This is a genomic window from Leucobacter sp. CX87 (assembly GCF_018682295.1).
Taxonomy (GTDB): Bacteria; Actinomycetota; Actinomycetes; order Actinomycetales; family Microbacteriaceae; genus Cx-87.
Map to the genome: position 1 here is coordinate 83,538 of NZ_JAFIRI010000003.1, position 15,651 is coordinate 99,188.

Genomic DNA, 15,651 nt, shown 5'->3' on the forward strand with positions numbered 1-15,651 from the left:
CTCCCGCCACGACGCGCACACGAGTCGCCCCGTACTTGGCCACAGTCTAGAAGCGGACACGCGCCCGCCGCCAGCATGAAATGCCTGACCCCCGGCTGACCTGTGCGTGCTAGCGAGCGAGCGCGGGACGCAGCTCTGCCCACGGCTGCAGTCGCTCGAACGCCCGCGCCGCGTTGAGGACGTCGCCGTCAGCATGCAGGCGTCCCGCGAGCATCAACCCGACGGGCCGGCCGTCGGCCGTGAAGCCGCAGGGAACCGAAATGGCAGGGGTCGTGGTCAGGTTGTAAATGTGCGTCATCGACCAACCCAGCAGGCGGTCGCGCACGGGGAGGCCGTCCAGATGCGCGGGATTGAAGCGTTCCACGGGATAGGTGGCGGTCATGGTCGTCGGCGACGCGATGATCCGGAAGGTCCGCATGAACCGCTCGAAGGCGTCATAGATCTGGCCCCGCACGACGTCGGCAAGCGCCACGTCCGTCGCGGTCAGCGCATCGGCCGCACGGACCAATTCAATCAACTCGTCGTCGAGCAGGCCCGCCATCTGGTCTAGGTCAAACGCTCCGCTGAGCGAAGCAAGCCCCGGCACCCACACACCATTCCACATCGCATCGTCGGGGTGTGGCCAGTCCGGCGTCGCCTCTTCCACGATGGCGCCTGCGTCAGCAAAGCGACCGACCGCCGACTCCACGATCCGGGTGATCTCTGGGTCGACGTGGGCAAAGCCCAGGTCAGGCGAATAGGCAATGTGCCAGCCAGAAATTTCGCCGTCGAGACGCTCCAGATACGAGCCCAAGGGGTCGGGCAGCGACAATGGGTCTCGCGGGTCCTCCCCCGCGGTGACGTCGAGCATCAACGCGGTGTCAGCGACGGTGCGTGTCAGCGGACCGTGGAAGATGTTCGTCGCGTACCGCGCGCTGCCCGAGGTGTGCGGGATCCTGCCGGTCGATGGCTTGAAGCCGACGACCCCATTGAACGCCGCGGGAACGCGAATCGAGCCGCCCCCGTCACTGCCCTCCGCAAGCGGCCCGAGGCCCGCGGCAACCGCCGCTCCGGCGCCCCCGCTCGACCCTCCCGCCGACATCGCCGGGTTCCACGGGTTCCGTGTGGCGCCGAACAGGTGGTTCGACGTCTTGCCACAGTAGCCAGCCTCGGGCGTGTTGGTTTTCCCGAGGAAGAGGCCACCCGCGCGCTTCATTCGCTCCACGATGGGGGCGTCGTGGTCGACAACGTTATCCTTCAGCGTCACGATCCCCTGGGTGAGCGGGAGCCCCGCCACCGCCGTCAGGTCTTTGATCGTGTAGGGCACGCCGTGCAGCGGACCGCTGACCCCGTGCTTCGCCTGGTGCTCGTCGAGCCAAGCCGCGTCGCGCAGCACCTGCTCGGGATCCCAGGTAATCAACGCGTTCACCTGCGGATTTACGCGCTCAACATGTGCCACGAGCGCCTCTGCAATATCGCGCGAGGAGAGGTCGCCCGATCGCACCATCTCGGCCAGCTCGGTGGCGGGCAGCCAGTGAATTTCGGTATCCAAGAGTCTTCTCCAGTTTGTAGTGAGGGGTGGGTCAGCCGTCTGCGCGGCGCTAGCGACGTTTCTCGGACAGGTAGTTCAGGGCCGCGGCGCCGAGCAGGACGATGCCCGTCGCCGCCTGCTGCGCGAAGCTCGGCGCGCCGAGCACCACGAGGCCGTTCTGCAGCACGCCCAGAAATAGCACGCCGACGACGACGCCAAAGAGCGACCCCGAGCCGCCAAAGAAGCTGATGCCACCGAGCAACAGCGCGGTGAGCAGCGTGACCTCAAAACCGCTGCCCGTCCCGGACGATGCGGTGTTCAGGCGAGCCGCCATGATGATGCCCCCGAGCCCCGCGGCAACTGCGGTCAACACGTAGAGGCCGAACGGGATGCTGCGCACCTTGAGGGCCGAGAGATACGCTGCTTCGCGATTCGAGCCGATGGCGTAGATGTGACGGCCGACCGGCAGCTTCCACATGACGAACGCGCCAACCAAGAGCACCGCGAGGGCGATCAGCACCGGCACCGGCACGCCCGCGACCTGGGCCCCGCCGATGTTCTGGAAGGCCTCGGGGTATCCGACGGTAGGGATCGCGCCAATGCCGAGGGTGATACCGCTGACCAGGGCAAGCGTGCCGAAGGTGACAATGATGGGAGAGAACCCAAGAATCGTGACGAGGTATGCGTTCAGTGCCCCCACTGCAGCGGCAACGAGGAGCGTGAGCAGGATTGCCGGGATCACTGGCACGCCAGCCTTCGTCATGAGTAGCCCAGCCGTCACTCCGGAGAGCCCAATGACGGAGCCCACAGAGAAGTCGACATACCCCGCAATGAGCAGCAGCCCCGCGGGAACTGAGAGGATCAGCAGAATCGACAGATCCAGGAGGATCCCGCGCACGTTCCCCACCGTGAGAAAGACGCTGTTGATGCTCTGGAAGGCGATCACGAGGACGATCAGCCCGATGAGCAAGATGTTTCGCCGGGCGAACTCGGCACCCAACAGTTTGCTCGCGATGCTGCTGCGGACCCGCGTGTCAGTTGTGGTGCTCATGTCAGTGATCCTTCTGGTTCTGCGCCGCTGGGTTGAGAGGCCAGTGCGACAATTCGTGTTTCGTCAAATTCGCCTCGGCGAAGCTCTGCAGTGATCCGGCCCCCGCCGAAGACCAGGATCCGGTCTGCGAGCAGCACTGCCTCCTCCGGGTCGTTTGTCGAGACAATGACCCCGACCTGGTCTCGCTCACACGCGGTGGCGATGGCTCGATAGATGTCAGCGCGCGCACCAATGTCGACGCCCTGGGTCGGTTCATCGAGGAGGAGCACGCTCGGGGTGCGGGCGCCAGCGAGCACTCGGCCCACCACCACCTTTTGCTGGTTCCCACCCGAGAGGTTTCCCACCGGCGTCTCGGGGATGTCCGCGAGCGCGACGGCCGCACGGGCGCGCTCCCAGTGCGCCTGCTCACGTCCGCTCGATCGCAGCCCCTGAGCGAGCGGCGCGAAGCTGCTCATGAGCAGGTTGTCGAAGGTGCTGTTGGTGCGAAAGAGGCCGTCCCTTCGGCGGTCTGGGCCGACATAGAAGATTCCCGCGTCCTGGGCGCTGCGCACCGATAGCTGGCGGTGCGGCCCTGCCTGGGTCGCGAGTTGGCCAGTGAAAGGCTGGGCACCCGCAATCGCGCGCAGCATCTCACCTCGTCCCGAGCCGAGCATCCCAAACGCCACCACGATCTCGGAGGCGCGGACGGCTAGGTCCACTGGCCCGAAGCCGTCGCCCCGGATCGCGGTGGCCTCAAGGGCGGCGACACCGAGTGACCGCTCGGCGAGCGGTGCAGACCGGGCGTTGCCATGACTCAGGAGTGCAACGAGCGCATCGAAGCCGATTTCAGCGATGTCGCCATGGAACTGCACCTTGCCGCCCTCGAGCACGGTCACCTCGTCGGCCAGGCGCTGTACCTCGCCGATCAGGTGGGTGACGTACACGATCCCCATCCCTTGTGCCTTGAGCGTCTCGATGAGGCCGCCCAGCGCATCCGATTCCTGATTGGATAGGGCAGCGGTGGGTTCGTCGAGGATGAGCACCCGAGCGTCGCGCTGCAGCGCCTTCGCGATCTCCACGAGCTGCTTCTGGGCGGTGGTGAGCGAGCCCACCAGGCTGCTCGTGTCGCAGGTCGCGCCCAGGCGGCGCAGCATTGCCGCAGCCTCGCGATGCTGCGTCGCCCGGTCAATGCCCCAGCGGGAACGACGCTCTCGCCCCAGGAAGATGTTGTCTGCCACGTCAAGGCTGTCGATGAGCGAGAGATGCTGATAGATCACAGCGATGCCGTGCTCGATCGCGGAAGCCGGAGTCCATCGATCAGGCGTGGCCCCCTGCACGACGATCTCTCCGCCATCCTGCTGTTGCGCCCCCGAAAGGAGCGAAATGAGCGTCGACTTGCCGGCGCCATTATGGCCGAGCAGCGCGTGCACCTTCCCGCTGGTCACCGTGAAATCCACGCCTCCCAGCGCCGGGTTCTTTCCAAACCACTTCGTCACTCCGCTCGCCACCAGCAACGGCGCAGCTCCCCGATCTTCATCCACTAGGTGGCACTTCTCCCTGTTCACCGCTCGACGGATTGATGTTCTAGCTGGCCGCGCCGAGCAACTTGTCCAGCTCGGGGCTTCCTGCGGTGACCAGCTCGAACTTCGCAACGAAGGTGCCCGGCCCGGTTCCCTCGATGAGCTCGATAGGCATTTCCGCAAGCGCACGGCCGGTGGCTGCCGTATCCAGTGCGATCGTCGAGCGAATGACGGAGTCACCACGCTGCATCATCTCCAGCACCTGAGGTGAACCATCGTTTCCCCCGAGATAGAACACGTCGCTCGGCACCTTGCCAAATTCCTTGCTCGCCTGCGCAAGCCCGAGGGTCGCATCGTCGTTCAGACCGAGCGCGCCGACCAGGTCCGGGTTCTTCGCGAGCTCAGCGCGGCCCGCTGCCAGCCCGTCCTCGGAGTTCGCCGCGGACTGTTCCACGACCGTGAATTGCGGGGCAAGCTCTGCCATCGCCTCGCGCATGCCTACGGACCGGCTCCGGCCAAGGTCGTCGTTTTCAAACACGGTCAGCAGGACGGTCCCGGACTGCACGTCATTTTCCGCAGCCCAGGCGACGAAGGCTTCGACCTGTGCCCGTGCAGTCGCTTCACCGGCGAAGTCAATCGAGCCGTCCTCGCCGTCAATGTGCGTTCCGTAGGTCACCCATTTGATGCCCTTGCCCTGCATCTGGGTCATGATGTTGGTCACCGCGGCAGGTTCCATCGGAAACGACACGACCGCCGCGACGTCCGAGGTCGCCAGCCCGTTCAGGTTGGTGATCTGCTTGTCGAGGCTGGCCTGGTCATCGGTGGTCACGACCGTGTACCCGAGCTCCTCGGCCCGCTCAGTCATCATGTCGACGAGGCTCGAGTACAGGGCGAGCGAGGTGAATGGGTAATCGAACGCAATCTTCTTCGAGGTCGGGGCCGCGACCGCGTCGCTCCCTGCAGCGTTGGTATTGACATCTGCCGCGCTGGTGCACGCGGTCAGGGCGAGTGCTGCGCCTGCGGCGAGCGCGGTCAGCACGCGCCTTGCGTGGATCCTGCGGTCGGTGTTCTTGAGTGTGCGCCCCACGAGGGCCTCCATAGTGCTCAGGCTGCAGCACAGCCTTCGTGCAGCAGACGTCATTGTCTTGGGCACCACTTATTGAGCCAGACACCGTCGCTGCACTCAATCGGTCAACTGACCTAATTCTGCGCGCAGAAGCGCACAGATGGCGTCTAGACGAGGCCTCGACGCACCGCGTCCACCGCGATATCGACTCGCGAACGAGCGCCCGTCTTGCGGAGGATATTCTCGATATGAGTGCCGACGGTGCTGCGCGATAGGTGCAGCTGCTCGGCGATCTCCGGGTTGCTCGCACCCTGCGCGACGAGACCGATCACTTCAATCTCGCGCGCCGTCAGCTGCAACTGATCACTTCGTCGCCGCTCGTGAAAGAGCGTCGAGAGGTAGCTTCCAAGCGCGAGCACCGCTCCGACCTGAACTTCGTCGATCCCATCGTCAAAGGAGTTCGCATGCACCGAGCCCACCTCGCCGAACTCGTCATCGTGTATCGCCATCGAGACGCCGTCTCGATACCCGGACGGCATAAGCCAAGTCCGGGCGCTATAGCTCGTTCCGAAGCCAGTATCTCGCCAGGTCGGCGGCACCTTCGCCGCAGCGATCTGTCGATAGTGGGGATCACTCACCACATAGTCGGTACTGAGATGCAGCATATTGTCACGTGAGTACCCGTGCGAGAACAGCACTTGGTGCCGGTTGACCCCGGATGGTGCATAGGTCACCGCCACGCTTGCGAACGCGGTGACGTCGAGGAGCCCGGTCGCCGCTCGGCTCACTTGCGCGGACGAGTTCGTTTCGCGGCCGAACTGCAGAAAGCTCTCGTAGCTGATCACGGTTCCCCCTACTGCACGACCGCGCTGATGGAAGAGTCGATCCCGGTCTTCTCCTGCAGCGCCGTCGTGCTCGCGGCGCAGCCGCTGAGCAGCAGACTAGCGGCTGGACGCACCGCGGTCGACGGGAGGATACTCACGGGAGGACCGCCTTACTCTCACTGCGGAACTTGCGACGATGCCCCGCCTGGCCCAAATCCCAGCCGCGTCGCCCTCGCCCCAAACACCAAAAAACCCCCGGCGCTTTCGCGACGAGGGTTTCCGTGGTGCGCCCGAAGGGATTCGAACCCCTGACCTTCTGATCCGTAGTCAGATGCTCTATCCAGCTGAGCTACGGGCGCATTCGTTGTTTTACCAACCAGAGAAACATTACCGGATGTCTCAGCGAATGGGAAATCGAGGCCCCTTCTGGGCGACTACCGGGCGCGTCGCGGAACGAGTGGCGAGTGCTGCAGCACCCACGAGTGCATCGCCACCGCCGCGGCAGCCGAGGCGTTGATCGAACGCGTCGACCCGAACTGGGTAATCTCGACGACCGCCTCCGCCGCGCCGATTGCCTCGTCAGTGAGCCCCGGTCCCTCCTGGCCGAAGAGCAGCACACAGCGCTCGGGCCAGTCGAACGTCTCGATCGGGACACAGCCGGGAACATTATCAACGGCGATGATCGGCACTCCCTCGTCGGCGGCCCAGTCGACCAGGGCGTCGATGTCCGGGCGGTGCACGACGTGCTGGTACCGGTCGGTGACCATCGCCCCACGCTTGTTCCAGCGGCGGCGCCCGACGATATGCACGGTGTCTGCGGCAAAGGCGTTGGCGCTGCGCACAATCGAGCCGATGTTCATGTCGTGCTGCCAGTTCTCGATAGCGACGTGGAACGGATGGCGGTGGGTGTCGAGGTCGGCGACGATCGCGTCCATGCGCCAATACCGGTAGCGGTCGATCACGTTGCGGGTGTCGCCATCGCGCAGCAGTTCGGGGTCGAAGTGCGCCTCCTCCGGCCATTCGTCCGGCCCACCTGGCCACGGCCCAACGCCCGAGGTGGTGCGCTCGTGGTGGGGAGCGGGCGGGGTCTCTGGCGAGTCAGTCACGACTTCATTGTCGCAGGCCCCACGCGCCGGGAACACCCGCGTTCGCACGCCCTACACTCGCAGACATGACCGATTCACTGCCGCTCGTCGTCGTCGCCCCTGACTCGTTCAAGGGCAGCTGCGATTCGGTGGCGGCCGCGAGCGCGCTCGCCCGCGGGGTGCGGCAGGCGCTGGGTGAGACGGTCAGGATCCGCGAGCTGCCGCTCGCCGACGGCGGCGAGGGCACGCTCGATGCCCTGACTACCGCGTGGGGCGGGACGGTGCGTACCGCCCCGACGACAGACGCGCTCGGTCGCCCGCGCGACGGACGTTTCGGGCTGAGCGCCGACGGCCGCACCGCCATCATTGAGGCTGCCGAGGCGAACGGCCTGCCACACGTGAGCGATGTCGCACCGCAGCCGCTCGGCGCCGACACCCGCGGTGTCGGGCTGCTCGCCCTCGCGGCGCTGGGCGCCGGTGCCACCGAGATCCTGCTCTGCGTCGGCGGGTCCGCGACGAACGACGGCGGGGCGGGGCTGCTCGTCGCCCTCGGTGCCCGCCTGCTCGACTCGGCGGGGAACGAGCTCGCCCCCGGGCCCCGCGGCCTCGCCCAGCTCGATCGCGTTGATCTCACCGGGCTTTCCCCGGCCGCCCGGGCCGCACGGTGGCGCGTCGCCGTCGACGTCGACAACCCGCTCACTGGCCCGCGGGGCGCGGCCGCCGTGTTCGGTCCTCAGAAGGGCGCGACCCCGGACGATATCGTCGCTATCGATGCCGCGCTTGGCCGTTTCGCCCGGGTATTGGCGCCCGATGCGGGGCTCGAAAGCCGGGCCGGGCTGGGGGCAGCGGGCGGCCTACCCCTGGCGCTCGTCGCGGTGCTCGGCGCCGAGGTGACCCCTGGCGCAGACCTGGTCGCCCGGGCTGTCGGCCTCGACGCGGCGCTCGCCGAGGCCGCGCTCGTCATCACCGGGGAGGGGCGCCTCGACGCCCAGTCGCTGGACGGGAAGGTGCTCTCGCGGATCCTGTCCGGGGTGCGCCGCGGCACCCCGGTACTTGCCGTCGTCGGATCGCTCGCGCTCAGCGCACGCGAATGCCGCGCCGCGGGGCTCACCGCGGCCCTCTCGATCGCCCAGGGGCCGGCCACGCTCGACGAGCTCACCCCGCGCACGCCCGAGCTGCTCGCCGAGGCCGCGGCTCAGGCGTGCGCGCTCGTCGGCGCGAGGCTTCCCGCGCGCGGTCTCCCCCTGGACTGACCCGCCGAGGCCCGGGAAACGAACAAGCGCGATCTGGCCTACGCCGAGGCGGCGTTCAGCGCGGCGACCTCATCGCCCGTCAGCTCGAGCGTCATCGAGGCGAGGAGCGCCTCCAGCTGTGACGGCACCCGGGCACTCGCGAGCGGCGCCACGATCGTCGGCTGCTGGCGCAACCAGGCCAGAGAGACCGAAGCCACCGGGGCGCCGTGCGCCGCTGCCACGCGGTCGAGCTCGGCGAGCACCATGCGGCCACGGTCGTTCAGGTACACCGCGGCATCCCCTGCCCGCGCGCTCGCGCCCGGCGCGGTCACATCTGCATCGCTCCGGTACTTCCCGGCGAGGAACCCCTCCGCCAGCGAGAAGTACGGGATCACCGAGAGACCCTCGACCTCAGCCACCGCGCGCAGCCCGTTGGTCTCGAAGCCACGCTCGACCAGGTTGTAGTGCGGCTGCAGCGCCACGGGTAGGTGGTAGCCGCCGTCCCGCGCGATCCGGAACCACTCGGCGACCCGCTCGGCGGTGTAGTTGGAGACGCCGATCGCGCGCACCTTGCCCGCGTCGACCAGCGATGAGAACGCGGCGACCGTCTCCTCCAGCGGGGTATCGGCGTCGTCGAAGTGGGCGTAATACAGGTCGATTCGGTCGGTCGCGAGGCGGCTGAGCGACGCATCGGCCGCGGCAAGCACGTTCGCCGCCGCGAGTCCCGAGAACTCTGGGTGGCTCGAGACCTTGGTCGCGATCGTCACGCCGTCGCGGCCGCCCCGGGCAGCCAGCCACTCGCCGATGATGGTCTCGGACTCTCCCCCGGTGTTGCCCGGCTCCCACGCCGAGTAGCCGTCAGCGGTATCGATGAAGTCGCCGCCGCCGGCGACAAAGGTGTCGAGCACCTCGAAGGAGGTGTCGCGGTCGGCCGTCCACCCGAACACGTTCCCGCCCAGGGCGAGCGGGGCGACCGCGAGGTCCGAGGTTCCGATACGAACCGAAGTGGGCTGGGTCATGGGCTGGGCTCCTTCGCCGAGGTCAATGAACGGCGCATCACTGCGCGACCCCTCGAGCCTATTGCCGCGAGTCCCGCCAGGCGGCCAAGGCGACCGCGTCGTCGGTGACGACCAGGTCGATGCCGCGCTCTGCCGCCGAGTCCCATTCCGTCTCGGCGTTCAGCGTGTAGGTGGCGGTGCCGATGCCGACCGCGCGCAAGCGTGCCACGAAGTCGGGGGCCTGCAGGAAGCGATCGTCTCGGGCCCCGACGGCCGACACCTGGAGCTCGACCGCGGTGGCGACCATTTCATCGGTAAGTCCCCGGGTCAACAGCAGTCGCGCGAACTCCGGCCCCTCCTCCTGCAGCATGCGCAGCGTCGGCAGCTCAAACGACTGCAGCACGACCCGGTTGACCATCTGGTGCTCGCGCAGGAGCGCCAGCACATCGTCAATGCGTTCGGGCGTCCACTTTCCCTTTAACTCAATCAACGCCCGCGTCGGGGTCGGGTCGAGCACCCCGATGAACTCGGCGAGCGTCGGCACCGGCTCTCCCGCGAAGGACGGATCGAACCAGCTGCCGGCGTCAAGCGCGCGGATTTCGGCGAGCGAGAGGAAGGCAACCCGCCCGGTCCCGTTGGTCGTGCGGTCCACCCTCGGGTCGTGCATCAGCACCGGCTCGCCGTCCGAGGTCAACCGCACGTCGGTCTCCACGAATTCGGCGCCCTCCGCGATCGCGAGGCGCATCGCTGCGAGGGAGTTCTCGGGGGCCTGAGCGGCCGCCCCACGGTGCGAGATGATGCCCACCCCGGACTCCCGCTGCAGCGCCCCGTGCACCTGCAGCGCGCTCGCAGGGGTGGCATACGGCGTCGCGCCGGGAACCACCACGAGCAGCGTGGCCAGCAACCAGGCAAGCAGGCCCACGCGGACGACGCCGCTGCCCTGGGTGTCCCCAAACTGTGCCATGCGGGGCCCCCTTGCCCGGACGTCGTGCCACGCCTCGTCGCGCGGTGGCTCCAGCATACTGAGACGCGTTACCGTTTTGTGACCAAATATTTTACGGCGCGTCGCGGGCATCCCGCGCGAAGCACCCGGCCCGGATCCGGCGAGTTCTCCATAGACTGTACAGAGGCCAAGCAGGGAGTGCCCATGCGCGCGATATACGTTCACGAGACCGGTGGCCCCGAGAAGCTGGGGCTGTTCGACGCCGCCGCCCCCGCGGCCGGCCCCGGGGAGCTGCTCGTGCAGACGCACGCCACGGGACTGAACTTCATCGAGACCTATCAGCGCGCGGGCGTCTACCCGCTGCCGCTGCCGTTCATCCCCGGCGGCGAGGCATCGGGGACCGTCCTCGCGGTCGGCGCGGGCGTCACTCGGTTTGCGCCGGGGGACCGCGTCTGTACCGCAGAGGGTCACGCGACCTATGCCGAGCAGTTCGTCATCGCCGCCGAGCGAGCGGCCCGTGTGCCGACGGGAGTGTCGCTCGAAACGGCGGCCGCGCTCCCCCTCCAAGGCCTCACCGCCCACTACCTCGCCCGCTCAATCGCGCAGCCCGAGGCTGGCGATACCGTGCTCGTGCACGCCGGGGCGGGCGGCGTTGGGCTGCTGCTCACGCAACTGCTCACCGCGCAGGGCGTGCGCGTGCTCAGCACCGCATCATCCCCCGCGAAGGCCGCACTCAGTCGCACGGCCGGGGCCGAGGAGGTGCTCGGCTACGCCGACTTCGCCGAGCGGGCCCGCGAGCTCACGGGCGGCTCCGGGGTCTCGGTCGTCTACGACGGCGTGGGCCGAGACACGTTCGACGGATCCCTCGCGGCCCTCCGCATCCGCGGCAGCCTCGTGCTGTTTGGCGGCGCGAGCGGGCAGGTGCCGCCCGTCGACCCACAGCGACTCAACGCGGGAGGCTCCCTCAGCCTCACGCGCCCCACCCTCGCCCATTTCCTGGCCACGCCTGAAGAGCGGGCCTGGCGCTATCGCGAGCTCTTCACAGCGGTCCAGGCTGGCGCGCTCGACGTGCGCATTGGCGCCCGTTTCCCCCTCGCCGATGCCGGGCTCGCGCACGCGGCGCTCGAGGGACGGCGCACCACCGGCAAAGTCCTCCTCGAGCCCGCAGCCAAGCGCTGACGGCAGGATCCTGCCTGCGCCGCGCGGCCGAACGGAAAGGTGAGGCCTACGGCACCCGCCGCAGCCACTGCTCGGTCAAAAATTTCTCGGCGACCAGAAGTTCCGCTGCCGCGTACTCGGCGTCGGTCACAGAGCCCATTGTGCCGCCGTGGCGCTGCTTGAACGTCTGAATCAGGCGCTCGATGATCGCGGCGCGCGTCTCGCCCGTTTGCGAGCGCAGCGGGTCGACCCGCTTCTGGGCGCTCGTCGTGCCCTTGTCCGAGAGCTTCTCGCGCCCGATACGCAGCACGCGCGTCATCTTCTCGGCGTCCATGTCGTACGACATTGTGACGTGGTGCAGCACCGCGCCCGAGCCGAGCCGCTTCTGCGCGGCGCCCCCGATCTTGCCCTGCGGGCTCGTGATGTCGTTGAGCGGCTTGTACACCGCGTCGATGCCAAAGGACTGCAGCGCCTCCAGCACCCACTCGTCGAGGAAGGCGTACGACGCCTCGAAGCTCATGCCCCGCACAAGCTCGCCGGGCACGTAGAGCGAGTACGTGATGGCCGAATCGGGCTCGACGAACATGGCGCCGCCTCCCGAAATGCGCCGCACGACGCGGACACCCTCCGCCTCAGCCGCCACCTCATCGACCTCGTTGCGCATCGACTGGAAGCTGCCGACGATGACTGCGGGTTCTGCCCACTCCCAGATGCGCAGGGTCGGCTGACGCTCGCCCTGCCCGACCGCGGCGGTAAGGACCTCGTCCAGCGCCAGGTGCAGGGCCGGCGACAACGGCGGCTCGTGCACGATCTGCCAGTCGTAGTCGCGCCACTGGGCGGCCCCCGTCATCGCGCGACGCACCGCGACGCCGACCGAGTCCGGCGCGAAGCCAAGCAGTTGCGCCCCAGGGTCGATTCCCGAGCGGATCGCGGTCGCCACGTGCTCGATGCTCGAGTTCGCGGGCAGCCCTTCGACCGCCAGGTTGATGTCGTCGAGGGCCTCGTCGGGCTCGAGGAAGAAGTCGCCCGACAGCCGGAACTCGCGGATCAGCCCATCCACGACGTCGAAATCGACGACGACCAGCTTGCCGCCTGGAACCTTGTACTCACCGTGCATCGCCATGGTTTCAGGCTAGTGCAGCTCGGCCCTAACGGCTGGGGAACCGTTCGAGCAGCCAGGTCACGACGTCGGCGATCACCTCGTCGCGATTGGTCTCGTTGAAGATCTCGTGCCGCGCCCCCGCGTAGGTGCGCAGCGTGACGTCCCTGAGCCCGCGCCCGCGGTACGCGTCGGCCAGCTTGCGGATCGAGTCGCCGACCGACAGCGGGTCGTCGGTCCCCGAGACGATGAGCAGAGGCATGCTCGGGTCGAGGCCGCCTGCGGGCCTGCCGAACAGGCGCAGTCCGTCGCGGAGGCCGAGCAGTTTCAGTACGTCGGCGTCGAAGCAGAGCGGGTCGGCGGCGAACCGGCGCGCGACCTCGGGATCGCGACTCAGCCATTCGAACCCGGTGGTGCCGAGGTGCTTGTGGTGCTTGTTCAGGTCGCCCGATTCCATCGAGCCCGGCACCCGGTAGGCGCTGCCCGACAGGATCACCGCGGCGTATTCGCGCGGGTGGCGGTTGAGAATGCGCTGCCCCATGAGCGAGCCCCACGAGTGCCCCAGGTATGTGAGGGGCAGATCCGGGTGCGCCTGCTTGATCGCATGTGAGAACTGCAGGATCGCGGCCTCGGCGGCGCGCAGGCCCCCGGGCCCGAGCTTGCCGAGGTTCTCGAGCACCCCTCCCGTCTGCAGACGGCCGGTCTCGCCGTGCCCGCGGTGATCGTCGGCGTAGACCGCGAACCCGTTGGCGGCGAGCGCCTGCGCCACGTGCTCGTAGCGCTTCGCGTGCTCGCCGATGCCGTGCGCGATCTGCACGACGGCGTGCGGCTGCTGCGGCACCCACGAGTAGGTGCGGATCTCGACGCCGTGCGCGTCGATGAAGCTCGAGTCCTGCCGCGTGACCTGTGTCTTGCCCGATTCGTTCGCCATGCCCCCATTGTGGGGCCTGGGACACGTCGGCGCACGCTTCCGGCACGCGGGGTGCCCGATCACTCGGACACCCCCGGGCACTAAATCAGGTCGCGGCCCTCGCGGCGCGACTCTTTCCAGTCACGGTAAAACGCGCGCACGATTACGAAGAGCGTGCCCGCGACCACCACGGGCCAGATGAGGACATAGATCGTCAGCCAAATCGTTTCCATCAGAACTTCCTTTCCATCGTCGGGTCTGGGTCGAGGTCGCGCTCGAGGTCACGCAGTTCCGCCTCGTCCCGCGCTGCCGCGCTCGCCGGGTCGAAATCTCCCGTGCGCTCCTTGATCAGCGCGAAGTCGAACGCCGGCCCGCGGTTCGCCATCGTGAGGGCGACGCAGACCAGAGTGCTCACGGCGTAGGCGACAAGCGATCCCGCGAGCACCGGGTAGGTGTGCAGGAAGCCGATGCCGAACGGCGCGACCGCGAGCGTCGAGACGACGCCGATGACGATCGCGGGCTTCATCCCGAAGAACCCAAACGCCATGAGCGCGAGCACGACCCCGACGCCCAGCACCGCAAGCACGTCGATGAAGATGCCGACGCCGCCCGAGAGCTCGATCCACTCGAACCGCACCGGGAGGAAGAGCGCGAGCGCGGCAAGCACCGCCGACACGAAGGCCAGGTTGGTCACGCGGCCCCAGTAGAAGCTCGCGATGACCGGGAACACGAGCGCGCCCCACAGTGCACCAACGAACACGAGCAGGTCGAGAATGTTGAACTGCATCGAGGCGAAGCCCAGCGCGATCGCGGTGGCGACGATCATCGTGATGCGGCCCACCAGGATCATGGTCCGCGGGTTTGCGCGGCTCTTCCCCGCGATGTTCTGACCGTACACGTCGGCCATCATGATCGACGCGAGCGCCGTCATGTCCGAGTCGGCGGTTGAGGCAAGCGAGCCCATGATCATCACGAAGAACACGCAGATCAGGATCGGGCCGAGGTACATCGACGCCATCTGCGGGATCAGGTTGTTCAGGTCGCCGCCCGCGGGAGTGACCCCGGCGTAAAGCCCGATCACGCCGAGCATGCCAATGCCGATGATGGTCGCGCCGTAGCCCACCGTCGCCGTGACGAACGTCTTCTTGATGAGGTCCTCGCGGACCGCGAAGAGGCGCTGCGCGATCGTCTGGTTGCCGATCGCGTAGGCGAGCACCGCGGCGATGTAGGGCGCACCCTGGTTGAAGAACGCGTCAGACGAGAAGAAGTTCTGCTGCTCGCGCGTGAGATTCTCGGCGCCCGCTTCAAAGAGCCCGGGGCCGCCCGCGGCGAAGAACACCACGGGAATGATGACCGCGACGGCACCCAGCATCGCGAGCACCTGCGCGAAGTCGGTGAGCACCGAGGCGCGGAAACCCGACCACAGCGTGTAGAGCAGCACGCCCGCGGCGATCGCGATGATGCCCTGCGTGAAGCTGAACGGCGAGAGCATCGAGATCAGCGCGCCGCCCGCGATGAGGTTCGACGTGAGGCTGATCAGGCTGCCGAGCACGTTCGAGCCGGCGAGCATGAGCTGGCTCGAACGGCCGTGCCGCGCGAACATGACCTCGGCGATGGTGTGGGCGCGCGGTGCCACCGCGCGGATCCTGCGCCCAAAGGGGTAGATCAGCAGGATCATGAGGGCACCCCAGAGCCCGTAGTGGACGGGGCCGGAGATGCCGTAGGTGTAGCCGGACGTGGCCGAGGCGTACATCGACGACGCCCAGATCCAGGTCGCGGTCATCGAGGCCGCGGAGATGCCGAAGCCGATCTTGCCGCCGCCCGTCATGAAGCCGTCGGCGTTCTCCTTCTTCTTGGAGATGCGGATCGACATGTACAGGCTGCCGCCGAAGAACAACAGCATGAGCAGGACCGTCACGGGCCCTGAAAGTAATTGGAACGTATCCAAGTGGGAGTCTCTCTTTCTCGTTGGGATGCGATGAAATCGCGGATCACGGAGACGAGAGAGTCGCTAGGTCGGAAGCGGGAGCTCGGTCGCGGGACCGCAGCGTACGAGTCGGAGGGAAGTCGAGGGAATAAGACGGGCCGCAGTCGCGGGCGCCGAGAAATTCTGTTCAGTAGTCACTGGGTAGATACGAACCTGGGCTACTGCGTGCGTGCGTGCTGCAGCGAGTGGCCCGGGGTGCGGCTCCTTTCTGGTCAATGTGCCGGGCACCGTGCAGAAGCGTCAACGTTGGCGAAAGTCCCCAGCAAAATCCCAGCTTAGCAGCTCGATT

At 67.6% G+C, this 15,651-nt stretch carries 15 protein-coding genes and 1 tRNA gene; 2 read left to right on the forward strand and 14 right to left on the reverse strand.

Translation table 11 applies throughout. The features are described from left to right. Positions 1-109 precede the first annotated feature (109 nt). The 8 genes from KOE53_RS05395 to KOE53_RS05425 all read right to left on the reverse strand — a co-directional run bounded on the left by KOE53_RS05395 (position 110) and on the right by KOE53_RS05425 (position 7,056). The gene (locus KOE53_RS05395; RefSeq protein ID WP_215401670.1) at positions 110-1,531 is read right to left on the reverse strand and encodes an amidase; all 1,422 of its coding nucleotides are present in this window, start codon (positions 1,529-1,531) and stop codon (positions 110-112) included. A gap of 49 nt (positions 1,532-1,580) precedes the next feature. After that, complete coding sequence (locus KOE53_RS05400) at positions 1,581-2,561, reverse strand: ABC transporter permease (protein ID WP_188046482.1); 981 nt, start codon at positions 2,559-2,561, stop codon at positions 1,581-1,583. Beyond that, positions 2,558-4,081, reverse strand: coding sequence for a sugar ABC transporter ATP-binding protein (locus KOE53_RS05405; RefSeq protein ID WP_188057697.1), 1,524 nt, complete (start codon positions 4,079-4,081; stop codon positions 2,558-2,560). Before KOE53_RS05405 ends, KOE53_RS05400 begins: the two co-directional genes overlap by 4 nt. Before the next feature lie 43 nt (positions 4,082-4,124). Beyond that, positions 4,125-5,159, reverse strand: a complete 1,035-nt coding sequence (locus KOE53_RS05410) for a sugar ABC transporter substrate-binding protein (RefSeq protein WP_188046484.1) — start codon at positions 5,157-5,159, stop codon at positions 4,125-4,127. A gap of 134 nt (positions 5,160-5,293) precedes the next feature. Next, a complete protein-coding gene (locus tag KOE53_RS05415) occupies positions 5,294-5,971 on the reverse strand; it encodes a response regulator transcription factor (RefSeq protein WP_241095487.1) in 678 nt (225 codons plus the stop codon). An 8-nt stretch (positions 5,972-5,979) separates the two neighbouring features. Next, positions 5,980-6,108: a hypothetical protein gene (locus KOE53_RS13700; RefSeq protein ID WP_255499186.1), complete on the reverse strand. Its 129-nt coding sequence runs from the start codon at positions 6,106-6,108 to the stop codon at positions 5,980-5,982. A gap of 124 nt (positions 6,109-6,232) precedes the next feature. After that, a tRNA-Arg gene (locus KOE53_RS05420) sits at positions 6,233-6,309 on the reverse strand. Between the two features lie 75 nt (positions 6,310-6,384). After that, a complete protein-coding gene (locus tag KOE53_RS05425; protein WP_188045852.1) occupies positions 6,385-7,056 on the reverse strand; it encodes a TrmH family RNA methyltransferase in 672 nt (223 codons plus the stop codon). 65 nt (positions 7,057-7,121) lie between these two features. On the opposite strand from KOE53_RS05425, the gene KOE53_RS05430 reads away from it, so the two are divergent. Further along, the gene (locus tag KOE53_RS05430; RefSeq protein ID WP_188057698.1) at positions 7,122-8,288 is read left to right on the forward strand and encodes a glycerate kinase; all 1,167 of its coding nucleotides are present in this window, start codon (positions 7,122-7,124) and stop codon (positions 8,286-8,288) included. Between the two features lie 38 nt (positions 8,289-8,326). On the opposite strand, the gene KOE53_RS05435 is transcribed toward KOE53_RS05430, so the two are convergent. Together KOE53_RS05435 and KOE53_RS05440 are read right to left on the reverse strand one after the other, a co-directional pair. Beyond that, complete coding sequence (locus KOE53_RS05435) at positions 8,327-9,286, reverse strand: aldo/keto reductase (protein WP_188057699.1); 960 nt, start codon at positions 9,284-9,286, stop codon at positions 8,327-8,329. A gap of 58 nt (positions 9,287-9,344) precedes the next feature. After that, the gene (locus KOE53_RS05440) at positions 9,345-10,229 is read right to left on the reverse strand and encodes a glycerophosphodiester phosphodiesterase (protein WP_188057700.1); all 885 of its coding nucleotides are present in this window, start codon (positions 10,227-10,229) and stop codon (positions 9,345-9,347) included. Positions 10,230-10,412: 183 nt separating this feature from the next. On the opposite strand from KOE53_RS05440, the gene KOE53_RS05445 reads away from it, so the two are divergent. Continuing rightward, positions 10,413-11,387: a quinone oxidoreductase family protein gene (locus KOE53_RS05445; RefSeq protein WP_188057701.1), complete on the forward strand. Its 975-nt coding sequence runs from the start codon at positions 10,413-10,415 to the stop codon at positions 11,385-11,387. 46 nt (positions 11,388-11,433) lie between these two features. Here the strand turns inward: KOE53_RS05445 and lplAB are convergent, their stop codons facing one another. The 4 genes from lplAB to KOE53_RS05465 all read right to left on the reverse strand — a co-directional run bounded on the left by lplAB (position 11,434) and on the right by KOE53_RS05465 (position 15,278). Continuing rightward, complete coding sequence (gene lplAB / locus KOE53_RS05450; RefSeq protein WP_188057721.1) at positions 11,434-12,483, reverse strand: lipoate-protein ligase LplAB; 1,050 nt, start codon at positions 12,481-12,483, stop codon at positions 11,434-11,436. Positions 12,484-12,514: 31 nt separating this feature from the next. Continuing rightward, positions 12,515-13,396 (reverse strand): alpha/beta fold hydrolase, encoded by an 882-nt coding sequence (locus tag KOE53_RS05455; protein WP_188057702.1) that lies wholly within the window; start codon positions 13,394-13,396, stop codon positions 12,515-12,517. A gap of 80 nt (positions 13,397-13,476) precedes the next feature. Beyond that, a complete protein-coding gene (locus KOE53_RS05460) occupies positions 13,477-13,608 on the reverse strand; it encodes a putative transporter small subunit (RefSeq protein ID WP_215401671.1) in 132 nt (43 codons plus the stop codon). Continuing rightward, a complete protein-coding gene (locus tag KOE53_RS05465; protein WP_188057722.1) occupies positions 13,608-15,278 on the reverse strand; it encodes a sodium:solute symporter family protein in 1,671 nt (556 codons plus the stop codon). The genes KOE53_RS05460 and KOE53_RS05465 overlap by 1 nt, the downstream gene beginning before the upstream one ends. Positions 15,279-15,651: the final 373 nt, after the last annotated feature.